At 40.3% G+C, this 19,852-nt stretch carries 23 protein-coding genes; 15 read left to right on the top strand and 8 right to left on the bottom strand.

Annotation, left to right across the window (positions count from 1 at the left end):
* Nucleotides 1-14 precede the first annotated feature (14 nt).
* The 8 genes from LKX84_RS00115 to LKX84_RS00080 all read left to right on the top strand — a co-directional run bounded on the left by LKX84_RS00115 (nucleotide 15) and on the right by LKX84_RS00080 (nucleotide 7,124).
* A complete protein-coding gene (locus LKX84_RS00115) occupies nucleotides 15-929 on the top strand; it encodes a FecR family protein (RefSeq protein ID WP_228234829.1) in 915 nt (304 codons plus the stop codon).
* A gap of 3 nt (nucleotides 930-932) precedes the next feature.
* Nucleotides 933-3,500, top strand: coding sequence for a TonB-dependent receptor plug domain-containing protein (locus LKX84_RS00110; protein WP_228234828.1), 2,568 nt, complete (start codon nucleotides 933-935; stop codon nucleotides 3,498-3,500).
* 76 nt (nucleotides 3,501-3,576) lie between these two features.
* On the top strand, nucleotides 3,577-4,545 hold the full coding sequence (locus tag LKX84_RS00105) for a hypothetical protein (RefSeq protein ID WP_228234827.1): 969 nt from the start codon (nucleotides 3,577-3,579) through the stop codon (nucleotides 4,543-4,545).
* 20 nt (nucleotides 4,546-4,565) lie between these two features.
* Complete coding sequence (locus tag LKX84_RS00100; RefSeq protein ID WP_228234826.1) at nucleotides 4,566-4,865, top strand: DUF1905 domain-containing protein; 300 nt, start codon at nucleotides 4,566-4,568, stop codon at nucleotides 4,863-4,865.
* 107 nt (nucleotides 4,866-4,972) lie between these two features.
* Entirely contained in the window at nucleotides 4,973-5,350 is a 378-nt protein-coding gene (locus tag LKX84_RS00095; RefSeq protein ID WP_228234825.1) for a DoxX family protein, read from the top strand.
* On the top strand, nucleotides 5,351-5,572 hold the full coding sequence (locus tag LKX84_RS00090; RefSeq protein ID WP_228234824.1) for a DUF4287 domain-containing protein: 222 nt from the start codon (nucleotides 5,351-5,353) through the stop codon (nucleotides 5,570-5,572). It abuts the gene before it with no gap.
* A 480-nt stretch (nucleotides 5,573-6,052) separates the two neighbouring features.
* On the top strand, nucleotides 6,053-6,433 hold the full coding sequence (locus tag LKX84_RS00085) for a VOC family protein (protein ID WP_228234823.1): 381 nt from the start codon (nucleotides 6,053-6,055) through the stop codon (nucleotides 6,431-6,433).
* Between the two features lie 115 nt (nucleotides 6,434-6,548).
* Nucleotides 6,549-7,124: a Crp/Fnr family transcriptional regulator gene (locus tag LKX84_RS00080; protein WP_228234822.1), complete on the top strand. Its 576-nt coding sequence runs from the start codon at nucleotides 6,549-6,551 to the stop codon at nucleotides 7,122-7,124.
* On the opposite strand, the gene LKX84_RS00075 is transcribed toward LKX84_RS00080, so the two are convergent.
* Nucleotides 7,125-7,820 carry a DUF4386 domain-containing protein gene (locus LKX84_RS00075; RefSeq protein ID WP_228234821.1) on the bottom strand — a complete coding sequence of 232 codons (696 nt, stop codon included), beginning with the start codon at nucleotides 7,818-7,820 and terminating at the stop codon, nucleotides 7,125-7,127.
* Nucleotides 7,821-7,968: 148 nt separating this feature from the next.
* On the opposite strand from LKX84_RS00075, the gene LKX84_RS00070 reads away from it, so the two are divergent.
* From LKX84_RS00070 to LKX84_RS00050, 5 genes are all read left to right on the top strand, one after another.
* The gene (locus tag LKX84_RS00070; RefSeq protein ID WP_228234820.1) at nucleotides 7,969-8,547 is read left to right on the top strand and encodes a Crp/Fnr family transcriptional regulator; all 579 of its coding nucleotides are present in this window, start codon (nucleotides 7,969-7,971) and stop codon (nucleotides 8,545-8,547) included.
* Nucleotides 8,548-8,771: 224 nt separating this feature from the next.
* A complete protein-coding gene (locus tag LKX84_RS00065; RefSeq protein WP_228234819.1) occupies nucleotides 8,772-9,500 on the top strand; it encodes a GNAT family N-acetyltransferase in 729 nt (242 codons plus the stop codon).
* Between the two features lie 286 nt (nucleotides 9,501-9,786).
* The gene (locus tag LKX84_RS00060) at nucleotides 9,787-10,287 is read left to right on the top strand and encodes a hypothetical protein (RefSeq protein ID WP_228234817.1); all 501 of its coding nucleotides are present in this window, start codon (nucleotides 9,787-9,789) and stop codon (nucleotides 10,285-10,287) included.
* A gap of 11 nt (nucleotides 10,288-10,298) precedes the next feature.
* Nucleotides 10,299-10,700, top strand: coding sequence for a DoxX family protein (locus tag LKX84_RS00055; RefSeq protein WP_228234816.1), 402 nt, complete (start codon nucleotides 10,299-10,301; stop codon nucleotides 10,698-10,700).
* A 23-nt stretch (nucleotides 10,701-10,723) separates the two neighbouring features.
* Nucleotides 10,724-11,023 carry an antibiotic biosynthesis monooxygenase family protein gene (locus tag LKX84_RS00050; RefSeq protein ID WP_228234814.1) on the top strand — a complete coding sequence of 100 codons (300 nt, stop codon included), beginning with the start codon at nucleotides 10,724-10,726 and terminating at the stop codon, nucleotides 11,021-11,023.
* 248 nt (nucleotides 11,024-11,271) lie between these two features.
* Here the strand turns inward: LKX84_RS00050 and LKX84_RS00045 are convergent, their stop codons facing one another.
* The 7 genes from LKX84_RS00045 to LKX84_RS00015 form a co-directional block, all read right to left on the bottom strand.
* On the bottom strand, nucleotides 11,272-12,171 hold the full coding sequence (locus LKX84_RS00045) for a hypothetical protein (RefSeq protein WP_228234813.1): 900 nt from the start codon (nucleotides 12,169-12,171) through the stop codon (nucleotides 11,272-11,274).
* Nucleotides 12,172-12,263: 92 nt separating this feature from the next.
* Entirely contained in the window at nucleotides 12,264-12,728 is a 465-nt protein-coding gene (locus LKX84_RS00040; protein WP_228234812.1) for a nuclear transport factor 2 family protein, read from the bottom strand.
* A 16-nt stretch (nucleotides 12,729-12,744) separates the two neighbouring features.
* On the bottom strand, nucleotides 12,745-13,965 hold the full coding sequence (locus LKX84_RS00035) for an alpha/beta hydrolase-fold protein (RefSeq protein ID WP_228234811.1): 1,221 nt from the start codon (nucleotides 13,963-13,965) through the stop codon (nucleotides 12,745-12,747).
* A gap of 16 nt (nucleotides 13,966-13,981) precedes the next feature.
* Nucleotides 13,982-15,112, bottom strand: a complete 1,131-nt coding sequence (locus tag LKX84_RS00030; RefSeq protein ID WP_228234810.1) for an alpha/beta hydrolase — start codon at nucleotides 15,110-15,112, stop codon at nucleotides 13,982-13,984.
* A gap of 21 nt (nucleotides 15,113-15,133) precedes the next feature.
* A complete protein-coding gene (locus LKX84_RS00025) occupies nucleotides 15,134-15,466 on the bottom strand; it encodes a 5-carboxymethyl-2-hydroxymuconate Delta-isomerase (protein ID WP_228234809.1) in 333 nt (110 codons plus the stop codon).
* Between the two features lie 21 nt (nucleotides 15,467-15,487).
* Nucleotides 15,488-16,816 (bottom strand): amidohydrolase family protein, encoded by a 1,329-nt coding sequence (locus LKX84_RS00020; protein ID WP_228234808.1) that lies wholly within the window; start codon nucleotides 16,814-16,816, stop codon nucleotides 15,488-15,490.
* A gap of 4 nt (nucleotides 16,817-16,820) precedes the next feature.
* Complete coding sequence (locus LKX84_RS00015; RefSeq protein WP_228234805.1) at nucleotides 16,821-18,281, bottom strand: serine hydrolase domain-containing protein; 1,461 nt, start codon at nucleotides 18,279-18,281, stop codon at nucleotides 16,821-16,823.
* 177 nt (nucleotides 18,282-18,458) lie between these two features.
* Here LKX84_RS00015 and LKX84_RS00010 point away from each other — a divergent pair, with 177 nt between their 5' ends.
* Together LKX84_RS00010 and LKX84_RS00005 are read left to right on the top strand one after the other, a co-directional pair.
* Nucleotides 18,459-18,908: a DMT family transporter gene (locus LKX84_RS00010; protein ID WP_228234804.1), complete on the top strand. Its 450-nt coding sequence runs from the start codon at nucleotides 18,459-18,461 to the stop codon at nucleotides 18,906-18,908.
* 39 nt (nucleotides 18,909-18,947) lie between these two features.
* Nucleotides 18,948-19,577 (top strand): NAD(P)H-dependent oxidoreductase, encoded by a 630-nt coding sequence (locus LKX84_RS00005; protein WP_228234803.1) that lies wholly within the window; start codon nucleotides 18,948-18,950, stop codon nucleotides 19,575-19,577.
* The last annotated feature ends 275 nt before the right edge of the window (nucleotides 19,578-19,852 follow it).

Raw genomic sequence — 19,852 nt, 5'->3', positions numbered from 1 at the left:
GAAGGTCTATGCCTATGGAAGAAAAATACACCAATGAAGATTTTTTGTCCCGATGGTTGGCAGGGGAACTGACCGAGGAAGAACTTGAGGGATTTAGGACATCAGATGTCTACAGGCAGCTTATGGCCATTGATCAAGAGGCTAAAAAATTAAGCGGTCCTGAAATTGACGTAGAGAAAGCCTTGGCCATGGTCACGGCCAAAAACCAACAGGCCACAAAAGAACCAAAAGTGAAAAGGCTGTGGTGGATTCCGGCCGCAGCGGCTTCCATTGCGCTATTGTTTGCAGGGTACACCTACTTTTTTGGCAACGTAACCTATTCCACAGGTATAGGGGAAAAAGAATCCGTACTTCTTGCCGATGGCTCCATGATAGAACTGAATGCAAACTCGACCCTGAGTTACAAACGATTTGGTTGGGAGGAAGATCGCGCCGTTAATTTTGATGGTGAAGCATTTTTTGACATCCGTTCCGGTAACGATTTCAAGGTCAAGGTCCGACAAGGAACCGTATCCGTACTGGGAACCCGATTCAACCTTAAAAATCGTAAAGATTTAAAAATCCAATGTTACGAGGGAACCGTGGTATTTGCTCCATTAAACTCCCAATTGGAACCCACAAAACTTTCCCAGGGAATGGAATTGGATTTTCGGAACAATTTGATCCATACTCACAATTTTACCGAACAGACTCCCGACTGGAAAAATGGTTTTTCCCGCTTTTCCGAGCAACCTTTTTCGGAAGTATTGGAGGAATTATCGGTACAATTTCCCGTCACTTTTGAAGCGAATTCCATTCAAACAGACCGACTTTTTACGGGACAATTTACCCATCAAAATCTTGAAAATGCCTTAAAAACTACCATGGAACCCATGGGCCTCAAATATCACATTTCTGCAGACAAAAGAATTGTTACCTTGTCTGAGTAAGAAATGAGGAACATTTTTATCGTATTATGCATTCTTGTTTTAGGCATGACCACTTCCCATGCCCAAGAAAAGCTATTTTATGATTTTGATGCCACACCCTTAAAAGTGGTGATCCAGCAGCTGGAAAAAGACCTCAACCTTCATTTTTCCTATGCCGAAGATGTTGTGGCCAGCAAACAAATCACTCTACAAGTAGATGGATTACTTTTAACCGAACTCCTTTCTGTTCTAGAAGCGCAGACCTCGTTGCATTTTGAAAAACTCGAAGCTCAGGACCAAGTCATTATCGCACCCATTGCTATTTCGGGCAATATCAGTCTTTTTTTATTGGACCAGGAAACCCGAATGCCTTTAGTTGAAAATCAGGTAATGGTAGACTCTATCCTACTCCTTGAAACCGACCAAAAGGGATTTCTTCAATTCATTGATGATGGTCTTCCAACCCACCATTTAGATGTTTCCGGTTATGGCAGTTTTGATTTTGAATCCTCTGAAAATAGTATTCCCATCTATCTTTCCCCACAATACAAACAACTTCAGGAAGTAATTGTAACCTCCTATATCACCACAGGGATAGACCGAAACAGGGATGGATCCATCACCCTGACCCAAAGACCTTTAGGACCCATTCCGGGACAGACCACTCCTGATATTCTGCAAAGCATTCAAATGATACCGGGCGTCACAAGTTTGGACGAATCGGCCTCAGGTATTCAAATCCACGGTGGAACTTCAGACCAAAATTTGGTGCTCTTCGATCATATTAGGGTTTTTAACACCGGGTATCTCTTCGGTATGCTCTCCCGGTTCAATCCATATGCCACTGAAAAAGCCGATATTTTTAAAACAGCCACCAGCGCGGTCTATGGCGATAGGGTTTCTGGAGTAATCAATATTGCCACGGATGAAAAGGTGGCTTCCCAACTTTCTGGGGGTTTTGGCATAGACGGTTTGAGCGTAGACGGCTTTATCAAACTGCCCCTTTCCAAAAAATCCTCTTTGTCCCTTTTCGCACGAAATTCCTATCTGGATGTATTTGAAAGTCCAACTTACGAAGCATACGAAAGGAAAATCTTCAACAATAGCGGAACCATTACCGACAGTAATGGCAACCCGCTGAATGTGAGCACAGATGACGACTATACGTATGAAAACAGCCAAAACGAGTTTCGGTTCTACGATCTGAATGCCAAATTTGTGTATCAACCTTCTGCAAAGGATAAAATTTCCTTAAGTGCCCTAATGACCCGCAACCGCACGAATTTTTCCTTCATGAGTGAAGGTGAAACCAAAGTTGATTCTCTCACCACAGGCAATGGAGGGGTGAGCGTAAACTGGACCCATCATACCTCCCCCAACCAGACCGAAGAAGTGACCACCTATTTTTCATCCTATGACTCCTATTATCTGAATGAGGAACTTTTTGGCACTACATTGGAAGAGACCAATATCCGAGGAAACAGGATCAGTGATTTTGGCTTGGATCTGAAATCTGATCGGATTTTGGGGAATGGAGACCGTTTTACCTTTGGCTACCAACTTTCCAACACCAATCTGGAAGTGGACCTCAGTTCAGTTTCCAGTGGGGAACCCGTCAATAATTTGAGCTTGCCGGTGCATGAAAGCAATTTTAAAAATGTGCTTTTTGGGGAGTATTCCTTCATTAAACAGAATACCGGTATATTGAAAATTGGATTGCGGACCGTGCACTACGGAAGCTTGGCCAGGGTTTATCTGGAACCGCGCCTGAATATGGAACTGCCCCTATCCGAATCCCTTAGGTTACGGGCCGGGTTGGAGCGAAGGAACCAACCTATTTCGCAACTTATCGAATTTAACCAAACCGAGCTGCGATTGGAGAACAACCTTTGGAGGCTTTCCGATGATGTGAATTTTCCGCTCCTGCAAAGCAAACAGATTTCCACAGGGCTACTTTTCGATAAAAATGGTTGGACGTTGGATGCAGAAGCCTACTACAAGCGACTCACCGGCTTAACGACTTATAGCCAAGGTTTCACACTCCCAGAACCCAGTTTAAGTGAAGGTAAAAGCAGGATCATGGGGATGGACCTCCTTATAAAAAAACGAATTGATCAATATCGATTTTGGATTGGGTATTCATTCAGTGATGTTAATTTCACCTTTGAGGAAATCCAGGAAAAAAGTTTTAGGGGAAACAATGACATTACCCATAATTTCAGCATTTCGAATAGTTTGCAACTGAATAATTTTCAACTTTCCCTGGGTTGGCAATACCGCACTGGACAACCCATTACCCCCATCAACAGTTATGATGAAGATACCCGAAGCGTGGTCTTTGGCAATCTGAACGGGTACAGACTTCCCAGTTTCCACAGGTTGGACGCCTCGGCAGTCTATGAATTTAACTTGGACGAGAGAAATGCCAAGATGCAGTTGGGTCTTTCTGCACTGAATCTTTACAACCGTGTGGTGCCCCTTTCCATTGTTTACCGTACTTCTACAGATGGTGATGGTTTAATGCTTGATCAAGTAATCTACCGCCGTTCTCTTGGATTTACCCCAAACCTCACCCTTCGGGTGTTTTTTTAACTGGATTCCTTTCTAGCAATAAATAGAAAACATTGTTATCTTAAGATTTTGAAACTTGATTTCTAAGCATATTTGGATGAATAGTAAAACAAAAAGATTTTTAATTGCAATCGGGATTCCAACATTATACGCGGTGGTCCTTCGATTATTTTTCGGAATCGATACTTGGATGGATCTCTTTTCGGTAATGTCAGTTACCTTTTTGTTCTTGCTTCCCATAATAGTTGGGGCTTTAACGGTTTACTTATCACCACATGAAAAAGCAAAAAGGATAGCATATAGGGTTTTCACACCTTGGATTTCCGTTTTGCTGTTTCTAGTAATCACTCTTGCTCTTGTGATTGAAGGCTGGGCTTGCTGGCTTATGATATTGCCTGTCTACCTTTTAGCTTCATCAATAGGAGGAATAATTGGCGGTTATTTAAAGACTCAAAAAATAAGTGATAGACTCAACATTTCAGTTTTAGTGTTGTTACCAATCCTCATTGGGCCTATTGAAAGTCTTATAGAATCTGTACCAGGAACTTACAAGGCATATACTTACATAGATATTGATGCTCCCACAGAAAGAATTTGGTCAAATGTCACTAGAGTTCATGAAATACCAGTCGAAGACGATAAAGGATATTTGACAAGAATGCTTGGTTTTCCTAGGCCAGTAAAAGCAGAATTAAATTTTGAAGGAGTTGGTGCCTACCGTGAAGCGATTTTCACAAAAGGACTCGTGTTTCATGAAACGGTTACAGAATATATTGACATTCGAAGAATGACATTTGACATTAAGGCATATCCGCACGAAATCCCTTCAACTGCCCTAGACGAACATGTCGTAATAGGTGGGGATTATTTTAATGTTCTGAATGGCACTTATGAACTGGAAAAATTACCTAATGGTCTTCATCGTTTGCATTTGTACAGTAATTTCAGAATGAATACAACTTTCAATTTTTATGCAGGTTGGTGGGGTAAATGGATAATGAAAGATATCCAGAATAACATTTTACAGATTCAGAAAAAAAGATCGGAAGAAAATTTATCACAGTAGGCATTCAATCCTATAATTAAATGCAAGCCAAAATCAAGTATGAATTCACCACCAAAATGTGGCAGCACAATGCTCCGGGAGGTTGGTATTTTGTTTCGTTGCCCAAAACCATTTCCAAAGAAATCAGGGAGCATTTAAAATGGCAGGAAGAAGGCTGGGGCAGAATGAAAGCAGTTGCCAAGATCGGTGTTGTGGAGTGGGACACCGCAATCTGGTTCGATACCAAGGCGGACACCTATATTCTTCCCATAAAAGCTGAAATCAGGAAAAAGACCAACCTAAAGGTTGACCATAATTTTCAAATGCAGGTTTGGGTGTAAATGAAATAGGGACTTTTATGTCGCAATCAACCTTTCAATATGTCGGATTCACCTCTTATCAACTACTAAAATTCAAATATTTTTGAACTAAACATAAACAAACTACCATGGCAACAACTAAAACAAACAAGATCATTTTCTGGACCACCACGGTCATCATCTTTTTAATGGAAGGCGTTTTGCCGGCCCTTACATCGCAAACCGAACTGGCCAAAGAGGGCATCCGGCATTTGGGTTATCCCGACTATTTTGGAAATGCCCTAGTGGTCTTCAAGGTATTGGGCGCCCTAGCATTGATCATCCCTCAAGTTTCAAAACGCATCAAGGAATGGGCCTATGCCGGTTTTGCATTCGATTTTATTTTTGCCAGCATCAGCCATTTTGCAGTGGACGGCATGGATTTTCAATCCTTCTTCCCATTGATATTTTTAGGCATTTTAATGGCTTCCTACTTCGCCTATCACAAACTCAATCCTCCCCAATAAATGTCGTTCCAAGCGTATTTAGACAACATTCAGGCAAAAACGGGCAAATCGCCTTCCGACTTTAAAGCTATAGCGGAAAAGATGGGATTCACCCAAAACGGAAAAATAAAACCTGAGGTAAAAGCCACACAAATTACTAATTGGCTGAAAGAAGAATTTGGATTGGGTCACGGGCATGCCATGGCTATTTATGCCCTGCTCAAAGGGAAAAAGGCGGATTAAATAGCTTTGATTTCAGAATTCCAAAGGAATGGGTATCAATCAAAATCTGAAAAATGAGAAAATAACTGTTTAGGCCATTCCGGATAATGATATTCAACAAACAACTTTCTTAACCTATGTTAATGAAATTGAGATGCCTTCTACTTTGCTTTGTACCCGAATTAATAAAGTTTTAGAAATGAAAATGCTTTGTATCCGTATTCTTTCACTTTTTAATTCCTAAGCAACGGATCAAGGTAACAATTAACATGAATCGTTATATAACTACACTAATTGACTGCCCAAAAATAGGCAGACAGAAAATCTGTAAAAGGAACTTATCAATGGCAAGAAACCACTGTGTAGGCAAAAGTTCCACAACCCTTGCCTAGCATGCCATCAACAAACAATATTATGAAGCTATTTACCATCATATTATCATGCCTCCTACTTATCTGTTATTCCTGTAAATCCAAAAATAATGGCCAAGATCAAAATGGAATGAACATTAGAATAGAGCTATTCACTTCGGATATGGAAAAATCGGTCCATTTCTATACCACGGTCCTGGGTTTTACCATGCAAGGATCAAAACTAAATCCATCCTATCAACCTGTTAAACAAGGAAACGTTACCATTGGTATCGGCCCTTTGGCAAAACTTTCCAATGATCACCACTTTAATCCTGACCATAAAAATGTTCAAAAAGGATATGGGGCAGAAATCGTATTGGAAGTTGAAAATGTAAAGAGACTCTATGAAAAGGTAAAATCAAGTGGATATCCCATACGAGAACCTTTGGTTATGCAAGCTTGGGGGCTTGAAGATTTCCGCATTGTAGATCCCGACGGGTACTATTTAAGAATAACTTCTAAGCAATAAAAATCGGCTCAACTTAAAAAAAAATTACGCTCAAGAACATCTTTTTAGATATAAAGATGACAAATGATTTCATAGTTTAGTAGTTCAATTTTTGTTGAACATCCAAAACTTGGATTTGAAAAGTGAAATCGTACAGCTATTGGAAGGAGCCTTGGACCTGAGCGAGGAAGCAAAACAGGTGCTGACCGAATGCATTCCCATAGTAACTTTTCCAAAAGGACACATTTTACTCCGAGAGGGTCAGGTTTCCAATGAATCCTTTTTTAATATTGAAGGACTGGTTCGCAAATATTATATGGTGGATGGGGAAGAAAAAACCACGGAGTTTTATATTGAAAATGATGCCATTTCATCATTACAAAGTTATAATCTAAAAATTCCCTCCAATCATTACTTGGAGTGTATTGAGGAATCCCGATTGGCCATATTGTCCAGGGAAAGGGAAAGGGAACTTTTTGAAAAGGTACCGGGATTTGAGTCCCTGTGCCGTGTTACCATTGAGGAAGAACTCGGGGCATATCAGGATAAGCAGGCCCAGTTTATGATGTCCAATCCGGAAAAAAGGTACACGGACCTCATGCAAAATAGTCCTGAACTTCTTCAACGGGTTCCACAATATCATTTGGCTAGCTATTTGGGCATCAAACCTGAATCGCTGAGCAGGATTCGAAAACGCATCACCAATAGGTAATCAACCAATGCTTTCCAATCGAGCATCAAAGAAGCCTTTAAAAAGTAGCCAAATGGTGAAGGTCAACTCCCCTACAACTCCCAGTATGATCACCAACAGTCCAAAAACCTCCTGATAATCAACATAGTTCCCCATAAAAAGCTTGGCCGAACAATCCGTGAGATAACCCAACGCTGCCAAAAGCAACATGACTCCTAAACCTTTAGCTATCCCGTTTGATTTAATACACAGATATCCCAATAAAAACAAGTGTACGCCAAAGAACAGCAATCCCAATGTCCAAATTGAGTCAAAATTTTCCAATGCTAACGTGATTTTGGGTTCAAGTTGATTCAAATCCAATCCGGTGGCAGGATCGGTCATCCCATAAATATGGAACAAACTTGCCAAGGCCACTGCAAATGCCAGTGCGTGCAACATTCTAAATCCCGAAGCCAAAATGGTCATCCTTCGGTTCACTTTGTTTGTTACGTAGTACAATGAACCTACCAAGACAACATCAAAAAACAGCATTGCCAAAAAGCCCAAAATACCCGCCCTCAACATTGGGCGATACTCGATAAAGTTAGTCACGGTAGTTATGGGGTCCGTGGAAACCACTATGGCTTCCAGAACAAAAAAATTAGCATAGAACCCTGTAAGGAATATCATAAGGTAACTTATACCCGAAACCCGTAAAGTAGTCTTAAGATTCATTGTCCTTGAAATAAACATGGGAACAAATGTAAATCTGGGTATTTCATTTTTCATTGACTTTGGTTAAGAACATTTTCTTGCCAACTATCCAACCAACCGATTACCCCATTTTCTGCAACTTTTAGTAAATTCAAATTCAATTTAGATTTTGGACCCAAAGGAATTACTCATATCACACTTGAAGGAAACGATTAGGCTAACCTCTGATGAGGAAAATATTGTATGCAACAGCTATGTGGAAACACGCTTGAAGAAGAAGGAAGTCTTGCTCTTTGCCGGTGATGTTTCCAACCACATGCGGTTCATTGCCAAAGGTAGCCTACGTGCCTACCATATGGATGAAGAAGCCAAAGAGCATATTGTTCAATTTGGTATTGAAGGGTGGTGGGTCAACGACCTATACAGTTATTTGACCCAAACTCCTGCCAAACAGTTTGTACAGGCGTTGGAAGAGACCACTGTGCTACAGATACACAGGGATACATTAAACGAGCTTTATGATAAAGTGCCTACCATTGAGCGATTCTACAGGACAAAGTTTGAAAAAGCATACGTAGCCCTACAGGACCGCACAATCAATTCCATGAGCAAACCGGCCGAACAACGCTATCTTGAATTCCGCTTAAAGTATCGAAGTATTGAGCAACGTGTTCCGCAATATATGGTTGCTTCCTATTTGGGCATTACCCCTGAATTTTTGAGCGCCCTGCGGAAAAAGCTGAAATGATCCATTTTCTTAAGGAACCTTAAGATTCTTAAGTTTTACCCTCCATAGGTTTGTACCGAACAACAACAGTACAGCATGAAAAAGTAGTACCGTTTACGGGGAGCAATAGTCCCAAATCCATAAGCCATATAATGGAACCATGGCACCCAACACGAAATTGATGGGCTACAACAAATACCTTTAAAAGTTTAAAAGAAAAAGATTTTTATTACGATTCAAACAGGATGAACAAGCAGATCATTGAACATTTATTCGCTTTTTGGGAACAAATTGGAACGTATGGTGGTTTCTTTGGGATCGAACAGGGATACACCTTCACCAACCCATCCCAGGACTCATGGCCCAGCAAAGTTTTCAACTTGGATGTTGACACATTGGACATTCAAGGATTACAGCAAAAAATTCAATCGCAAACTATACCCAACTCCATAGGAATCTACCAAAGTAACACCCTGAAGAACAATTTGGAATCCCAAGGTTTTCGTTTAACCTCCAAAATAAAGGCCATGGCATTGGACACGACAAATATCGATTTTGACCAAGTGGCCGTATCCGATTTTGTCCCTGTGGAGTCACCAAATGAGGCTAGGCTGTTTGCCCAAGTGGCTTCTGAATCCTTCGGTTATCCTGTAGCACCTTCAACCATTGAGGTTTTGACAGATAAGCCTGAATTACAACTTTTCTTAGGGAAATTGGGCAATTCCTTTGCAAGCTGCGGCATGGTCTACATAGACAAAAACGGGGTATCGGGCATTCACATGATAGGCACCAAGGCCGCGTATAGGGGCATGGGACTTGGTAAAAAAATGACCCAGTTCCTCATTCATCAAAGCCAAAAAGCAAAGAGCAAAATGGTTTTTCTGGTAGCCTCGCAAGAGGGGGAGAGAATCTATCACAAATTAGGATTTACAACCTATGGCCATCTCGAAAGCTTTTCGTTCCCCTTATATTGACCCTGAAAAAGGGGTTTACTCCATTCTTAAGGCGTTGGTTCTGCATGATGATGAGCCTACGCCTTTTATTTTTTGATAAAATCAGCCCTCTCAATTTCTTAAGATACCTTAATCATTCCCAGTTTGTTCAATTATAGGTTTGCGGCAATATTAATCCATCCCTATTATGAAAAAAACTATACTGTCTGTCTTATTTGTCATAACCTTGACAAGCCATATTTTTTGTCAGGAGCTACACTTTGTTCCGGATTTTGTTTTCGGGAATAGATCCTTAACCTACAAGCATATGATCCGGTATACCATCCATCCGAAGATTTCCGTGGATAATTTGACTCTTTTTGATGCCGGATACGAGGATGACTCCAACAACATCTATTTTATACGGAACAACATGTCCTACGCCCTTACCAAGAGCATAAAAGCCAATTCTGCAATCGGCATTAAAAATCCTGGCGCTTTTGGAACACTCTCCCTAACCTATAATTTCAAGCAGCCTGATTTTTCATTGTCCTATTCGGCCGGTAGCACCTATCAAAACGGGTTTTCGTTTGAACAGTCTTTAGTGGTTGGCTATTCTCCAAACCTTGGGGGTGAACTTTTTGGTTACATACATCTGTTGGCAACGGGAAATCTAAGCAACAAAGGGTACATAAGGGGCCTGCAACAGTTCAAAATAGGGGTACAACAAAATCAACTTGCCACAGGTTGGGCCGTGAATCTGGACCAATTCAATAATGCCCGTAAAAAACTGGAGAACATGGGCCTCTTTTTTACCTATAATTTTTAATCGAACATATCATGAAACGAAACAAAAACAACGCTATTTTTTTATTTAGGATTGCCATTCCCTTTACCATGTTAATCTATGGTTTTGACAAAGTAAAAAACGGAACAGGTTTTATCGGAGATCTAATGGAACAATATGGACTACCTGTTTTTTTGGCCAATGGAGTGTTCATAGGCGAAATAATAGCCCCATTGATGCTGTTGATAGGTTTTAGGACCCGACTGGCCGGATTAATACTATCCGTCAATTGTTTATTGGCCATACTAATGGCGCAGACCCAAAACATTCTTACCCTGAACCAATTTGGGGGATGGTCCTTGGATCTATTGTTCATTTATCTAGTGGCCGGAATTGCATTTTACTATAGTGGTGCGGGCAAACATGCCATCTCAACTTCCCACTCTTGGGATTAGGAAAACAAAAAAATACGAACAACATGTATGCAGTACTCTATCAGTTTGATGTTACCAAAGGTCAGGAAGAGCAATTTGAGACCTTATGGCAGCATGTGACAGAAGCATTTATGATACATGCGGGAGGACTTGGCTCCCGTCTCCACAAAAACGAGATGGGTAGCTTTATTGCCTATGCGCAATGGCCCGATAAGATGACCTGGGAATCTGCCAAGCAAAAATTGCCCGAAAGTGCCTTGGACAACCTACAACAAATGCAAGAATCTTGTAACAGTATCACCGTGGTATTCCAGATGACCGTTCAGAACGACTTATTGAAGTAATGGAAAATAATTGCTTGGGCCAACATTTGTGGGCTACACAAAAGTAGTGTTGCCACTAGGATAACAAGAGGGTTTTAAATCCTACAAATTTTCCCATCCCTAAATTCAAAAAGAGCCATTTGGGCTTCTCCAACAACCACTTCACCGTTTACTTGTTTAAATAAGCCCTTATTTGCAGTAAGGGAGTTACGGCCAACTATTGTATTATAATATCTCCATCGCAGCCATGATTCGGAAGTCATATTTTATTATTGAGGTCTTAACTGTTCAATGATTTTTGCATCAACCCAATATTTTTTTGACTCCCAGTATGTACTTCCATCTTCCTTAACTTTTTCTTCTGACCTACTAAAAAATAAATATTTTCCATCAGGGGATAACCTTGCACCACTTTCAACTAGTTCTGAATTTATCTTATCTCCCATATTAATAGCCGAACCATATGAACCATCTTGTTGTTTAAAACTGATATAATTGTCAGACTTGCCATACCCATCTTCTCGCTCGCTACCCCATATTATGAAGGAATCATCAGGTGCAATAAAGGGATGGGCCGTCCATCTCCCTGTGTTAATATCCTGACCGAGCAGTTTTGGTTCTTCACGCTTGCCATCTTTAATCGTTGATATGCGGAGCACATCATTATTTTTATAATCGTCAAAGACCATAGTCCCTTTAGAGGATACTGACATCACCATAATGCCCCAATCTTCCCTGTCAAACATTGGGCCCAGGGTTTTCAATTTTGACCAACCAGTAGCTGTTCGTTCAATATAATATTGTCTTGAGTATAAGATGTCGCTATTTTCATTCCCATTATGGTGAAAACTGTATTTGTTCGATCTGTAATAACTGCCTTCATTCCGAAAAACCACAACAGCCGGCTGAAAGAGGTCGTCACCTGAGTAAGTGAAGTAAAACTCTTCCATTTCCAATGCGTCCTCATTCCCTAATTTCCAACCCTCAGAAGTACTCTTTTTGGGAATAAAAATTTCAGGAGTTAATCCTGGTGGCTTATACCCAAAGTACAGGTTTTCATTTGCGGTTGATGAATCACCTTTTTCTACACTTTGGTTATTAGTATCGCAACCATATATAATTGGCACAAATGCCAGCACCAAAAATTCAATGTTTTTTTTCACTTTCATAATCTGAGTTTTCATTGCTAAGAAAAATCAAAATTGTTCAAAAATTCATCATTGACTTAAAAGGTAGTACTCCAAAAAAACGAATCAACTTGTCACCAAAACTCCGTGATCCTATAAATCTTTCCATCCCTAAACTCAAAAAGGGCCATTTGGGCTTCACCTTGTACAATTTTGCCTGCTTCCTTTGTCATGAACCGTTTGCTTACGGCCACCGCATTGAGCCCCAAAATTTTGTTCTCCACCTTAATGTTCACTACACTGCCATCATAGCCCCCGTTTTTCTGGTTGCGCACGTAACCGTTAAACAGGTCTTCACGGGTGTAAACCCCACCATAATTGGGATGCACATAGGTAAAATCGTCCGTGAACAGTTCAAAAATGTTGTCAATGTCCTCGGGTGTGGAATCCGCTTGAAAAACCTTAAGGTTCATTTGGTAATATTGTTCCAAAAGGTTGGTGATCCTTTCACCGGGAACAATGGTTTCGCCTTGCTGTGCAGTAATCAAATGGGTACCAATGCACCAAACCATAAAAAAAAGGATATGTTTTAGTTTCATTTTTCTTGAATGATTATTAATTATTCAATTCTTCTAGGGCCCTTTTGTACAGCGCTGCATCTTCACTATTTTGAAGCATTGCTATGGTATAGGACCGGCTAAAGGACTCTTTGGCCATTTTAAGCCTATCCGCTGCTTTGTAGGCCATCCCTAAATAATAATGGGCCGAATGGGATTGGGGATACAAAGCTGTCCAATATTCGTAAAGTTCTATGGCTTCCGCTTCTTTATTTGTTCCCAACAATCGTCGCCCAATATTTTTCAGACAACTCATGCTGTACAATCTATCCACGTTGGGATAAATTTGAAAGTTGTAGGTCTTGGACAGTTGGTCGTAAAAATGAAGGATATTTTCCTTGGCTGATCCTTCCTGTTCTATCAAATCCAAATAATCCACAACCCACTTGTCCCTTGGAAAAATAAAATTAAAGGCGGAGATCAACCCGGGCAACACCACATCGGTATGGCCTTCCCCATAAAGAATTTCTGCCTTTGCATGACCCTTGGATAGATCGGCCTTGGTCAATTTCGTATTAAAATCCTCAACATTGGAAATAATGTAAGGCTGACTTTCTGCATCCTTGCCCCCCGATACCACATAAAGATAATGTTCCGGTATCCCTGGGTTGTTGTACAGTTCCTCCAATGTTTCTATCAGCCGAGTATCTTTGGCATAGCCATCACCAATGATATTCCCGGCTGCCAAGCAGATATAGGCCTGGAACAATACGGGTTTGTTCAACAAAGTATGTAATGCAATAACCGAAGAGGGTGAAAACCCGACAACCATTCTAAACTTGGCAAGTCTGTATTTTTTCTCCAAAAGCGGCAACAGTTCATTTTCGATAAAGCCTAAAAAATTATCCTGATGACCACCATAGTTATATGCACGGTCCCGATGATTGTTGTATAAATTTGGCGCAAAATAATTGCGATGTTGACTACCGGCGACCAAGGAAACAACAATGGATTCCGGCATTCGGGAAGTGGCGCTCAATTGGGCGGAAATTGCAGCGGTGGTATTGAACAACAGCTCATGGTCCAACACAAAAATAAGAGGGTATTCTTTGGTGGATTGCCCATACTTTTCTGGTAATACCACATGGACCTTTCTCGTTTCCTGCAAGTATTTCGAGTTTACTTCCAACTGTTCAACCGTGCTTTGGGCAAAAAATTGATGGGAAGCTATCAGCATCAATACCAGCAAAGGCATTCCATATTTCATTCTATCTTTCACTTTTAAATTTGACTTTTTAGAGTTTTGATGCTGCGCTCTGTTTTCTGGTCAACAAATTTTCCGAATCCGGATATTTTTTTAATAAGATATCATAGAGTTCCACAGCTTCTTGAAACCGATGGTGCTTTTCATAAAATATGGCGATTTGGGATACGGCATAGTCCCGATTTTCCACCAGTTCACTTATAAAGATTTTATTGCCCAGGGCACTCAACAGGATCTCAAACTGCTCAAAATCATCGGCGCGCATGGCACTTCGAACAATGGTAAAACGCGACCAAAGGGAGAGTTCCGATGAAAATCCATATTTTTTAGCCCTTTGCTCGGCATAAGAATAAGCGAAATCCATGCCTCCAGCAGCCATAAATTTTTTAAGGTTGTTCGTTTCAAACTCCTGATAATATTTAAAGTAGTCCCGAAGACCATGGTATAAGGTAGGGTAGCCTGTGGAGCGGTGTTCTTCAAGCTCAAACTCAAAATATTTCCATGCAAGACCTTCAATAGGCTGTGATCTCAGTTTGTCGTTCAATTTTTCGGTGCTGTGCCTAACATCATATTCATCTGGGCTCACGGCAAAATAGAGCTTGGCATTAATGTTTACCGTTGTGTCCATGCCGTCAATCGCATCAAAAATGGGATATGGACTCGCCATCAAATAGGCGTTAAAAAGTGATGGTTCTTTCAACAGCACATCAAAAGTAAAACTTCCACCATACTCCCAACCAAAAAGCAGTTGCTCACCGTTGGCCCTGAATTGTTGGTTCACGTAAGGCAACAATTCCTCTTTTATAAAGCTTTTGAAAGTCTCCTTTTCTTCCCCAAAATATTGAAACCTTTGAGGATACGAATTCTTGATCCCTACAATGATAAATTCAGGTGCCAATTGAAATTGTTGGAACGATTGACTCAAACTGACCACATGCAAAAAGAACCGTTGGCCATCCAAAATATAGACTACCGGGTATTTTTTGTCAGAATCTTGATAACTGGCAGGCAGATATATTTGCACTTCCTGCTCTTCCTCCAAAAACTCTGAATTGATCAGATGAATGGAACCCACAACATTCTCCTTGACGTTTGTTTGCGATTGTAGGTTCATGACCATTAAAACAATAGTGATTATGGATATGATCGATTTTGTCTTCATACAATAAATTTAAACCATCTTTTAGTTACAGTAGGTGGCCTTTTCAAAATCCCTGATATTGATGGAAATAATGGGAATCTCAGGAAACATGGCTTTCAGTTCCAAAACAATCTGCCTAGACAAATTTGCTTTTTGTTCCGTGGTCCTACCCTCCATGATATTGGCAAAAATGTGAATAAAATTTTCCTTGGAATTTCCGACCATATATAGCTCAAACGGGTTGATTCTCACTTTTATATCCGCTGGGTAAAATAACCCTGTGGATTCAGCGGTTTTGTAAACCAATTGCATTATGGATTCCGGGCATTGCGATTCTATAACAGTTTGGGAACAGTCCAATACAAAATGTGGCATGGGAAATTTCAATTTAATGACTTATTGATTCAAAAGTTGTACTTCCTCCAAAAGATGGTCCAATCGGTGGCGGTCGAACCACTCCCCCTTTAACACAACACCTTCAATGGATTTGGTATTGGCTATATTCTCCAAGGGATTTTTGTTCAATAGGACCAAATTGGCATTTTTTCCTTCGGAAATAGTGCCTTCCGTGGCTATTGACCCCAAATAGCGGGCAGGCACAACTGTACTTGCCCTTAAAATTTGATAGGGCGAAAGACCTGCTTCTTGCAGGAATTGGAATTCTTCGTGTAATGAAAACCCTGGCACCACAAATCCAAAGGTATCGCTTCCGGTCATCAGGGGCACATCGGCATCTGCCAACATTTTCGTGAATTTTTTCATCCATTCGAAATAGCCTTCAAGTAAAGGCAATGCATCCTTTCCGTTGATTACCTTTCCCTTTAAATTTTGTCGATAAGGATTTTCATCCGAAGCCCAATACCCATAATCTCCATTCAGCATATATTTTGTTGTATTCCCCTTACCAAGTTTCAAAAAGCTTTTGTCATCCAAACTCTTCACGATCATATCAAAGACCACCAAAGTAGGGGCAATTGTAATTCCACTGTTTTTAATCTGTTCCACCGCATCCTGCAAGAACCCATCATCGTCTCTTTGTTCTTCATCAACCAAATACACAAACTCCTCCACATGTTCAATGGATTTCATTCGAAGTGAAAACTCCAAGCCCATCTCCCGTTGTGCATGTCCCACCACCGGAATATTATATGTTTGTGCGGTTTCTAAAACTTCCAGATAAATTTCTTTGGGTAGATTGTCTGCAATCTTTATAAAGTCAAACCCTTTTTTATGGTGAAGTTCAATTACCTTTTTTACCTCGGCACTTGATTTTAAATCACTAGATTGCAAATAGGGTCCGGCCGTATAATAATTAGGTCCCATCAATTGGCTGTTGTTTATGCTGTCGCGTATTGCAATATGGTCCTGCCAATCGTATTCCGCCATGTTTCGTACCGTGGTAACACCATTGGCCAACAACAATTTGAAGTCGCGGGAAATCCCACCTTGTTTGTTGCGCCAATGATAATGCATTTCACTCAATCCTGGTATCAAATATCTTCCTGTACCATCAATTACTTTGGACGACCGGTACACCGATGTATCGATTGAAACGGATACTTTCAATATTTTGCCGTCAGAAATTACCACTGTTTGATTTTCCCATACAGCTTCCTCGTGCAAGGGGATTACATTTACATTTTGAATGATGATAGTATCGTTTTGACCATACCCAAAGGCCAAGCCCAATACGAACAACAAACATCTGATGACCGCTGTTTTCATGATATTAATTGATTGATGATGATTTGATTTTTTTGAACCTCAAATTTTTAACTCTCCCGGTGGATGCATAAAAACCAGCCACTTCACCATGTAGATTGCGTGACATCTTTATGGTTTCAAGAGGCCAACTACTTTTAAACATATCATTACCCATTTCCTCTATCACAAATTCCCCAAGCCGGATATGGGAGCATTTTAAGGCATTGTCCGCTACATAAAAAGTGTAATAAGTATCAATTTCAGAGCTATAAAATGTGCCTGTGAAATCGCTTAAATTCGATAATGGCTTGGATTGATCTTCCATCTTCTCCCCAACTTTTGAATTGGGAAACAGGCCTGCTCTTTCATTGGATTTTGAAAATAAGATCCCAGCAATATCATCCGCTCTTTCACCAAACGGTGCGTTCGAAAAATTGGTCAATACCACAATGTTCAATTCCTCATCCGGATAAACACTCAAGAAGGTTCTATAGCCGCCTACCACTCCTGCATGCTGGATCCTCTTTTTTTTGAACTTTTCATCCACATAAATTCCATAACCATAATTATTAATGGTGCCATTATTCAACCGGGTTAAAGTTTGTAGGATTTCAAATGGCCTTTGCCAACCTTCCTTGGAGGTATAAAAATTAGCGGACCACCTCAACAGGTCCCCAGCTGTGGAATACATATTCCCGGCACCTGTATATGCCCAATAGCCCTGGGCCATTTCAAACACCTTATCGTGACTATGATAGTACGATGTGGCCCTATTGGAAACAACACGCTGATAATTGTCCTCCACATAGGTACTGTGCATTTGCAAAGGCTCAAAAACATTGTTTTTCATCCAAATTTTGAAATCCTCCCCAGTGACTTTTTCAATGATTTCCGCAAGAACAACATATCCCGTATTGGAATACATGAACTTTTCACCAGGTGCAAAATTCAAATCGGTTTGCATTTGAACCACTCTTAAGATATCCTCATTGTTTCTATAGTCATCACCACGCCAACCGGCCAATGCCATTAAATCATGAAAATCCCTTAATCCACTTGTGTGCTGTAGTAAATGTCTTATATTGATGGGGTTATGAAAAATTGGAAACCCAGGAAAATACTGTTGAACCTGGTCATCCAAAGACAATAATCCTCGTTCTTGAAGAATTACGATACCCATTGCCGTAAATTGTTTTGATATGGACCCAATGTTGAACAAAGTAGTCTTCGTATTGGGAACCGTATATTCCAAACTGGCGTTTCCAAAGGAATTCAAATAGACAAGTTCATCAGATTGCATGACACCCACCACTCCGCCGGGATGGTTTCCCAACTCCCAATCCATGAACAATGAATCAATCTGATTCTTGGATTGATCGGACAGTTGACCAAAACCCAGTATCGGACAAACCGACATCACCCAAAAAATGAGGTTTTGCACCCCTAGAAATACAGTGGCGCAATATTTACTTTTTGACTTTTTCATAATTCAGCAAAGCTATTTTGTGATGTCATCTTATTCATTGACTTTGGTTAAGAAAGCAGGTAATTGGTGATTAAAACAGCAACCAAAATTAGACCCATACCCGTTCTTGTTTCTTAATGTACCTTAAGATTTCCCAAAAGAGATCCTGCTAGTTTTGATCCATCAAACAGTAGGGTCATGAACCAGTATATCAACATTTTATTGGCTTTTATAGGCGGGGTGTTCTTGGCCATGCAAGGGGGATTGAACGCACAACTGGGTGTTCAACTCAAAAATCCTTTGCTGGCTTCCCTAACAACATTCTTTTTTAGTATGCTTTTCGCCCTGTTGGTAGTTGTCTTGACTGTCAAAGACTTTCCAAAAGCATCACATTTACTGAACATCCCCAAATATCTATGGTTCACCGGGGCACTTTTCAGTGTCATTGGCATTGGGCTTTATTACTATACCATCCCAAAACTTGGCATATCTACCATGATTTCCATAGGCCTTTTTGGACAGCTTATTTTTTCTGCGGTTGCCGGGCATTATGGATGGTTTGGATTGCCACAAGAGCCCATTGTTATAAAAAGGGCATTCGGGTTGCTGGCGATGACCTTTGGAATCTTATTGATCAATAAGAGCTAGTTGAAAACAATGAATAAAATAATTTAAAAACAGAAGACAATGGATTTATTGGAAGACTTAAAATGGCGCTATGCAACAAAAATATTTGATGCATCCAAAACAATTAAAGAGGGAGATCTGGAGAAACTAAAGGAGGCTGTACAGCTATCAGTATCGTCTTATGGACTACAACTTTATAAGGTTCTGATCATTAAAAACAAAGAGCTCAAGAATAGACTAAGGGAAGCGGCATGGGACCAAGTACAATTGACCGATGCCTCCCATATTTTCGTGTTCTGTAATTACACCGAAAGAAAAAATGAGCATATTGACGAATACATTCAAGCAACTTCCCAAATACAAGGAACACCCTTGGAAAAACTGAACGGCTACAGTAATCTTATCAAGAATAGTTTGTCCGAAAAATCAGATTCAGCTTGGCAAACTTGGTCCGAAAAGCAAACCTATTTGGCACTTTCCAATCTATTGACCGCATGTGCAGAACTTAAAATTGATTCGTGCCCAATGGAAGGGTTTGAGCAAGAAAAGTTCAATGCCATTCTTGGACTTGACCAAAAAGGATTGAATGCTGCGGTAATTGCCCCGGTCGGGTATCGGTCAACGAAAGATCATACGCAGTTCAGAACAAAAGTGCGTAAAACAAAAGACGTTCTTTTTGAGGAAATATGACAATTGGATTTTCTAATGCCAAAGACAACATTGATTCCCAAAAGTGACGTCTTGAAATGGCACCAAAAAACAAAAGCGGTCAAATCATTGGATTTGACCGCTTTTAGATTGTGGGCGCTGAGGGATTTGCACCTCCTTTCTACATATTTCTGTTTTGAATAAGAAATCCAACCCAAATAAATTGGGTTGGACTTGCATTAACTAACAAATAACTAAACTGACTCTCAGATTTTAATACGTAAACTTTTAAATCACATAGTATACTTTTCAAATAC

Origin of the sequence: Allomuricauda sp. M10 (genome assembly GCF_020782875.1) — a bacterium.
In the GTDB taxonomy this organism is placed as follows: Bacteria; Bacteroidota; Bacteroidia; order Flavobacteriales; family Flavobacteriaceae; genus Flagellimonas.
The sequence above is the reverse complement of the archived record's forward strand: the minus strand, read 5'-3'. Positions and strand labels throughout refer to the sequence as shown.

Coding starts and splice junctions, on each gene's coding strand:
- LKX84_RS00055 (WP_228234816.1), top strand. CDS start 10,299: ATGAAACGAAACAAAAACAACGCTATTTTTTTATTTAGGATTGCCATT.
- LKX84_RS00095 (WP_228234825.1), top strand. CDS start 4,973: ATGGCAACAACTAAAACAAACAAGATCATTTTCTGGACCACCACGGTC.
- LKX84_RS00115 (WP_228234829.1), top strand. CDS start 15: ATGGAAGAAAAATACACCAATGAAGATTTTTTGTCCCGATGGTTGGCA.
- LKX84_RS00030 (WP_228234810.1), bottom strand. CDS start 15,112: ATGAAGACAAAATCGATCATATCCATAATCACTATTGTTTTAATGGTC.
- LKX84_RS00015 (WP_228234805.1), bottom strand. CDS start 18,281: ATGAAAAAGTCAAAAAGTAAATATTGCGCCACTGTATTTCTAGGGGTG.
- LKX84_RS00060 (WP_228234817.1), top strand. CDS start 9,787: ATGATCCGGTATACCATCCATCCGAAGATTTCCGTGGATAATTTGACT.
- LKX84_RS00020 (WP_228234808.1), bottom strand. CDS start 16,816: ATGAAAACAGCGGTCATCAGATGTTTGTTGTTCGTATTGGGCTTGGCC.
- LKX84_RS00110 (WP_228234828.1), top strand. CDS start 933: ATGAGGAACATTTTTATCGTATTATGCATTCTTGTTTTAGGCATGACC.
- LKX84_RS00010 (WP_228234804.1), top strand. CDS start 18,459: ATGAACCAGTATATCAACATTTTATTGGCTTTTATAGGCGGGGTGTTC.
- LKX84_RS00085 (WP_228234823.1), top strand. CDS start 6,053: ATGAACATTAGAATAGAGCTATTCACTTCGGATATGGAAAAATCGGTC.
- LKX84_RS00075 (WP_228234821.1), bottom strand. CDS start 7,820: ATGAATCTTAAGACTACTTTACGGGTTTCGGGTATAAGTTACCTTATG.
- LKX84_RS00040 (WP_228234812.1), bottom strand. CDS start 12,728: ATGAAACTAAAACATATCCTTTTTTTTATGGTTTGGTGCATTGGTACC.
- LKX84_RS00005 (WP_228234803.1), top strand. CDS start 18,948: ATGGATTTATTGGAAGACTTAAAATGGCGCTATGCAACAAAAATATTT.
- LKX84_RS00100 (WP_228234826.1), top strand. CDS start 4,566: ATGCAAGCCAAAATCAAGTATGAATTCACCACCAAAATGTGGCAGCAC.
- LKX84_RS00105 (WP_228234827.1), top strand. CDS start 3,577: ATGAATAGTAAAACAAAAAGATTTTTAATTGCAATCGGGATTCCAACA.
- LKX84_RS00050 (WP_228234814.1), top strand. CDS start 10,724: ATGTATGCAGTACTCTATCAGTTTGATGTTACCAAAGGTCAGGAAGAG.
- LKX84_RS00025 (WP_228234809.1), bottom strand. CDS start 15,466: ATGCCACATTTTGTATTGGACTGTTCCCAAACTGTTATAGAATCGCAA.
- LKX84_RS00090 (WP_228234824.1), top strand. CDS start 5,351: ATGTCGTTCCAAGCGTATTTAGACAACATTCAGGCAAAAACGGGCAAA.
- LKX84_RS00065 (WP_228234819.1), top strand. CDS start 8,772: ATGAACAAGCAGATCATTGAACATTTATTCGCTTTTTGGGAACAAATT.
- LKX84_RS00045 (WP_228234813.1), bottom strand. CDS start 12,171: ATGAAAGTGAAAAAAAACATTGAATTTTTGGTGCTGGCATTTGTGCCA.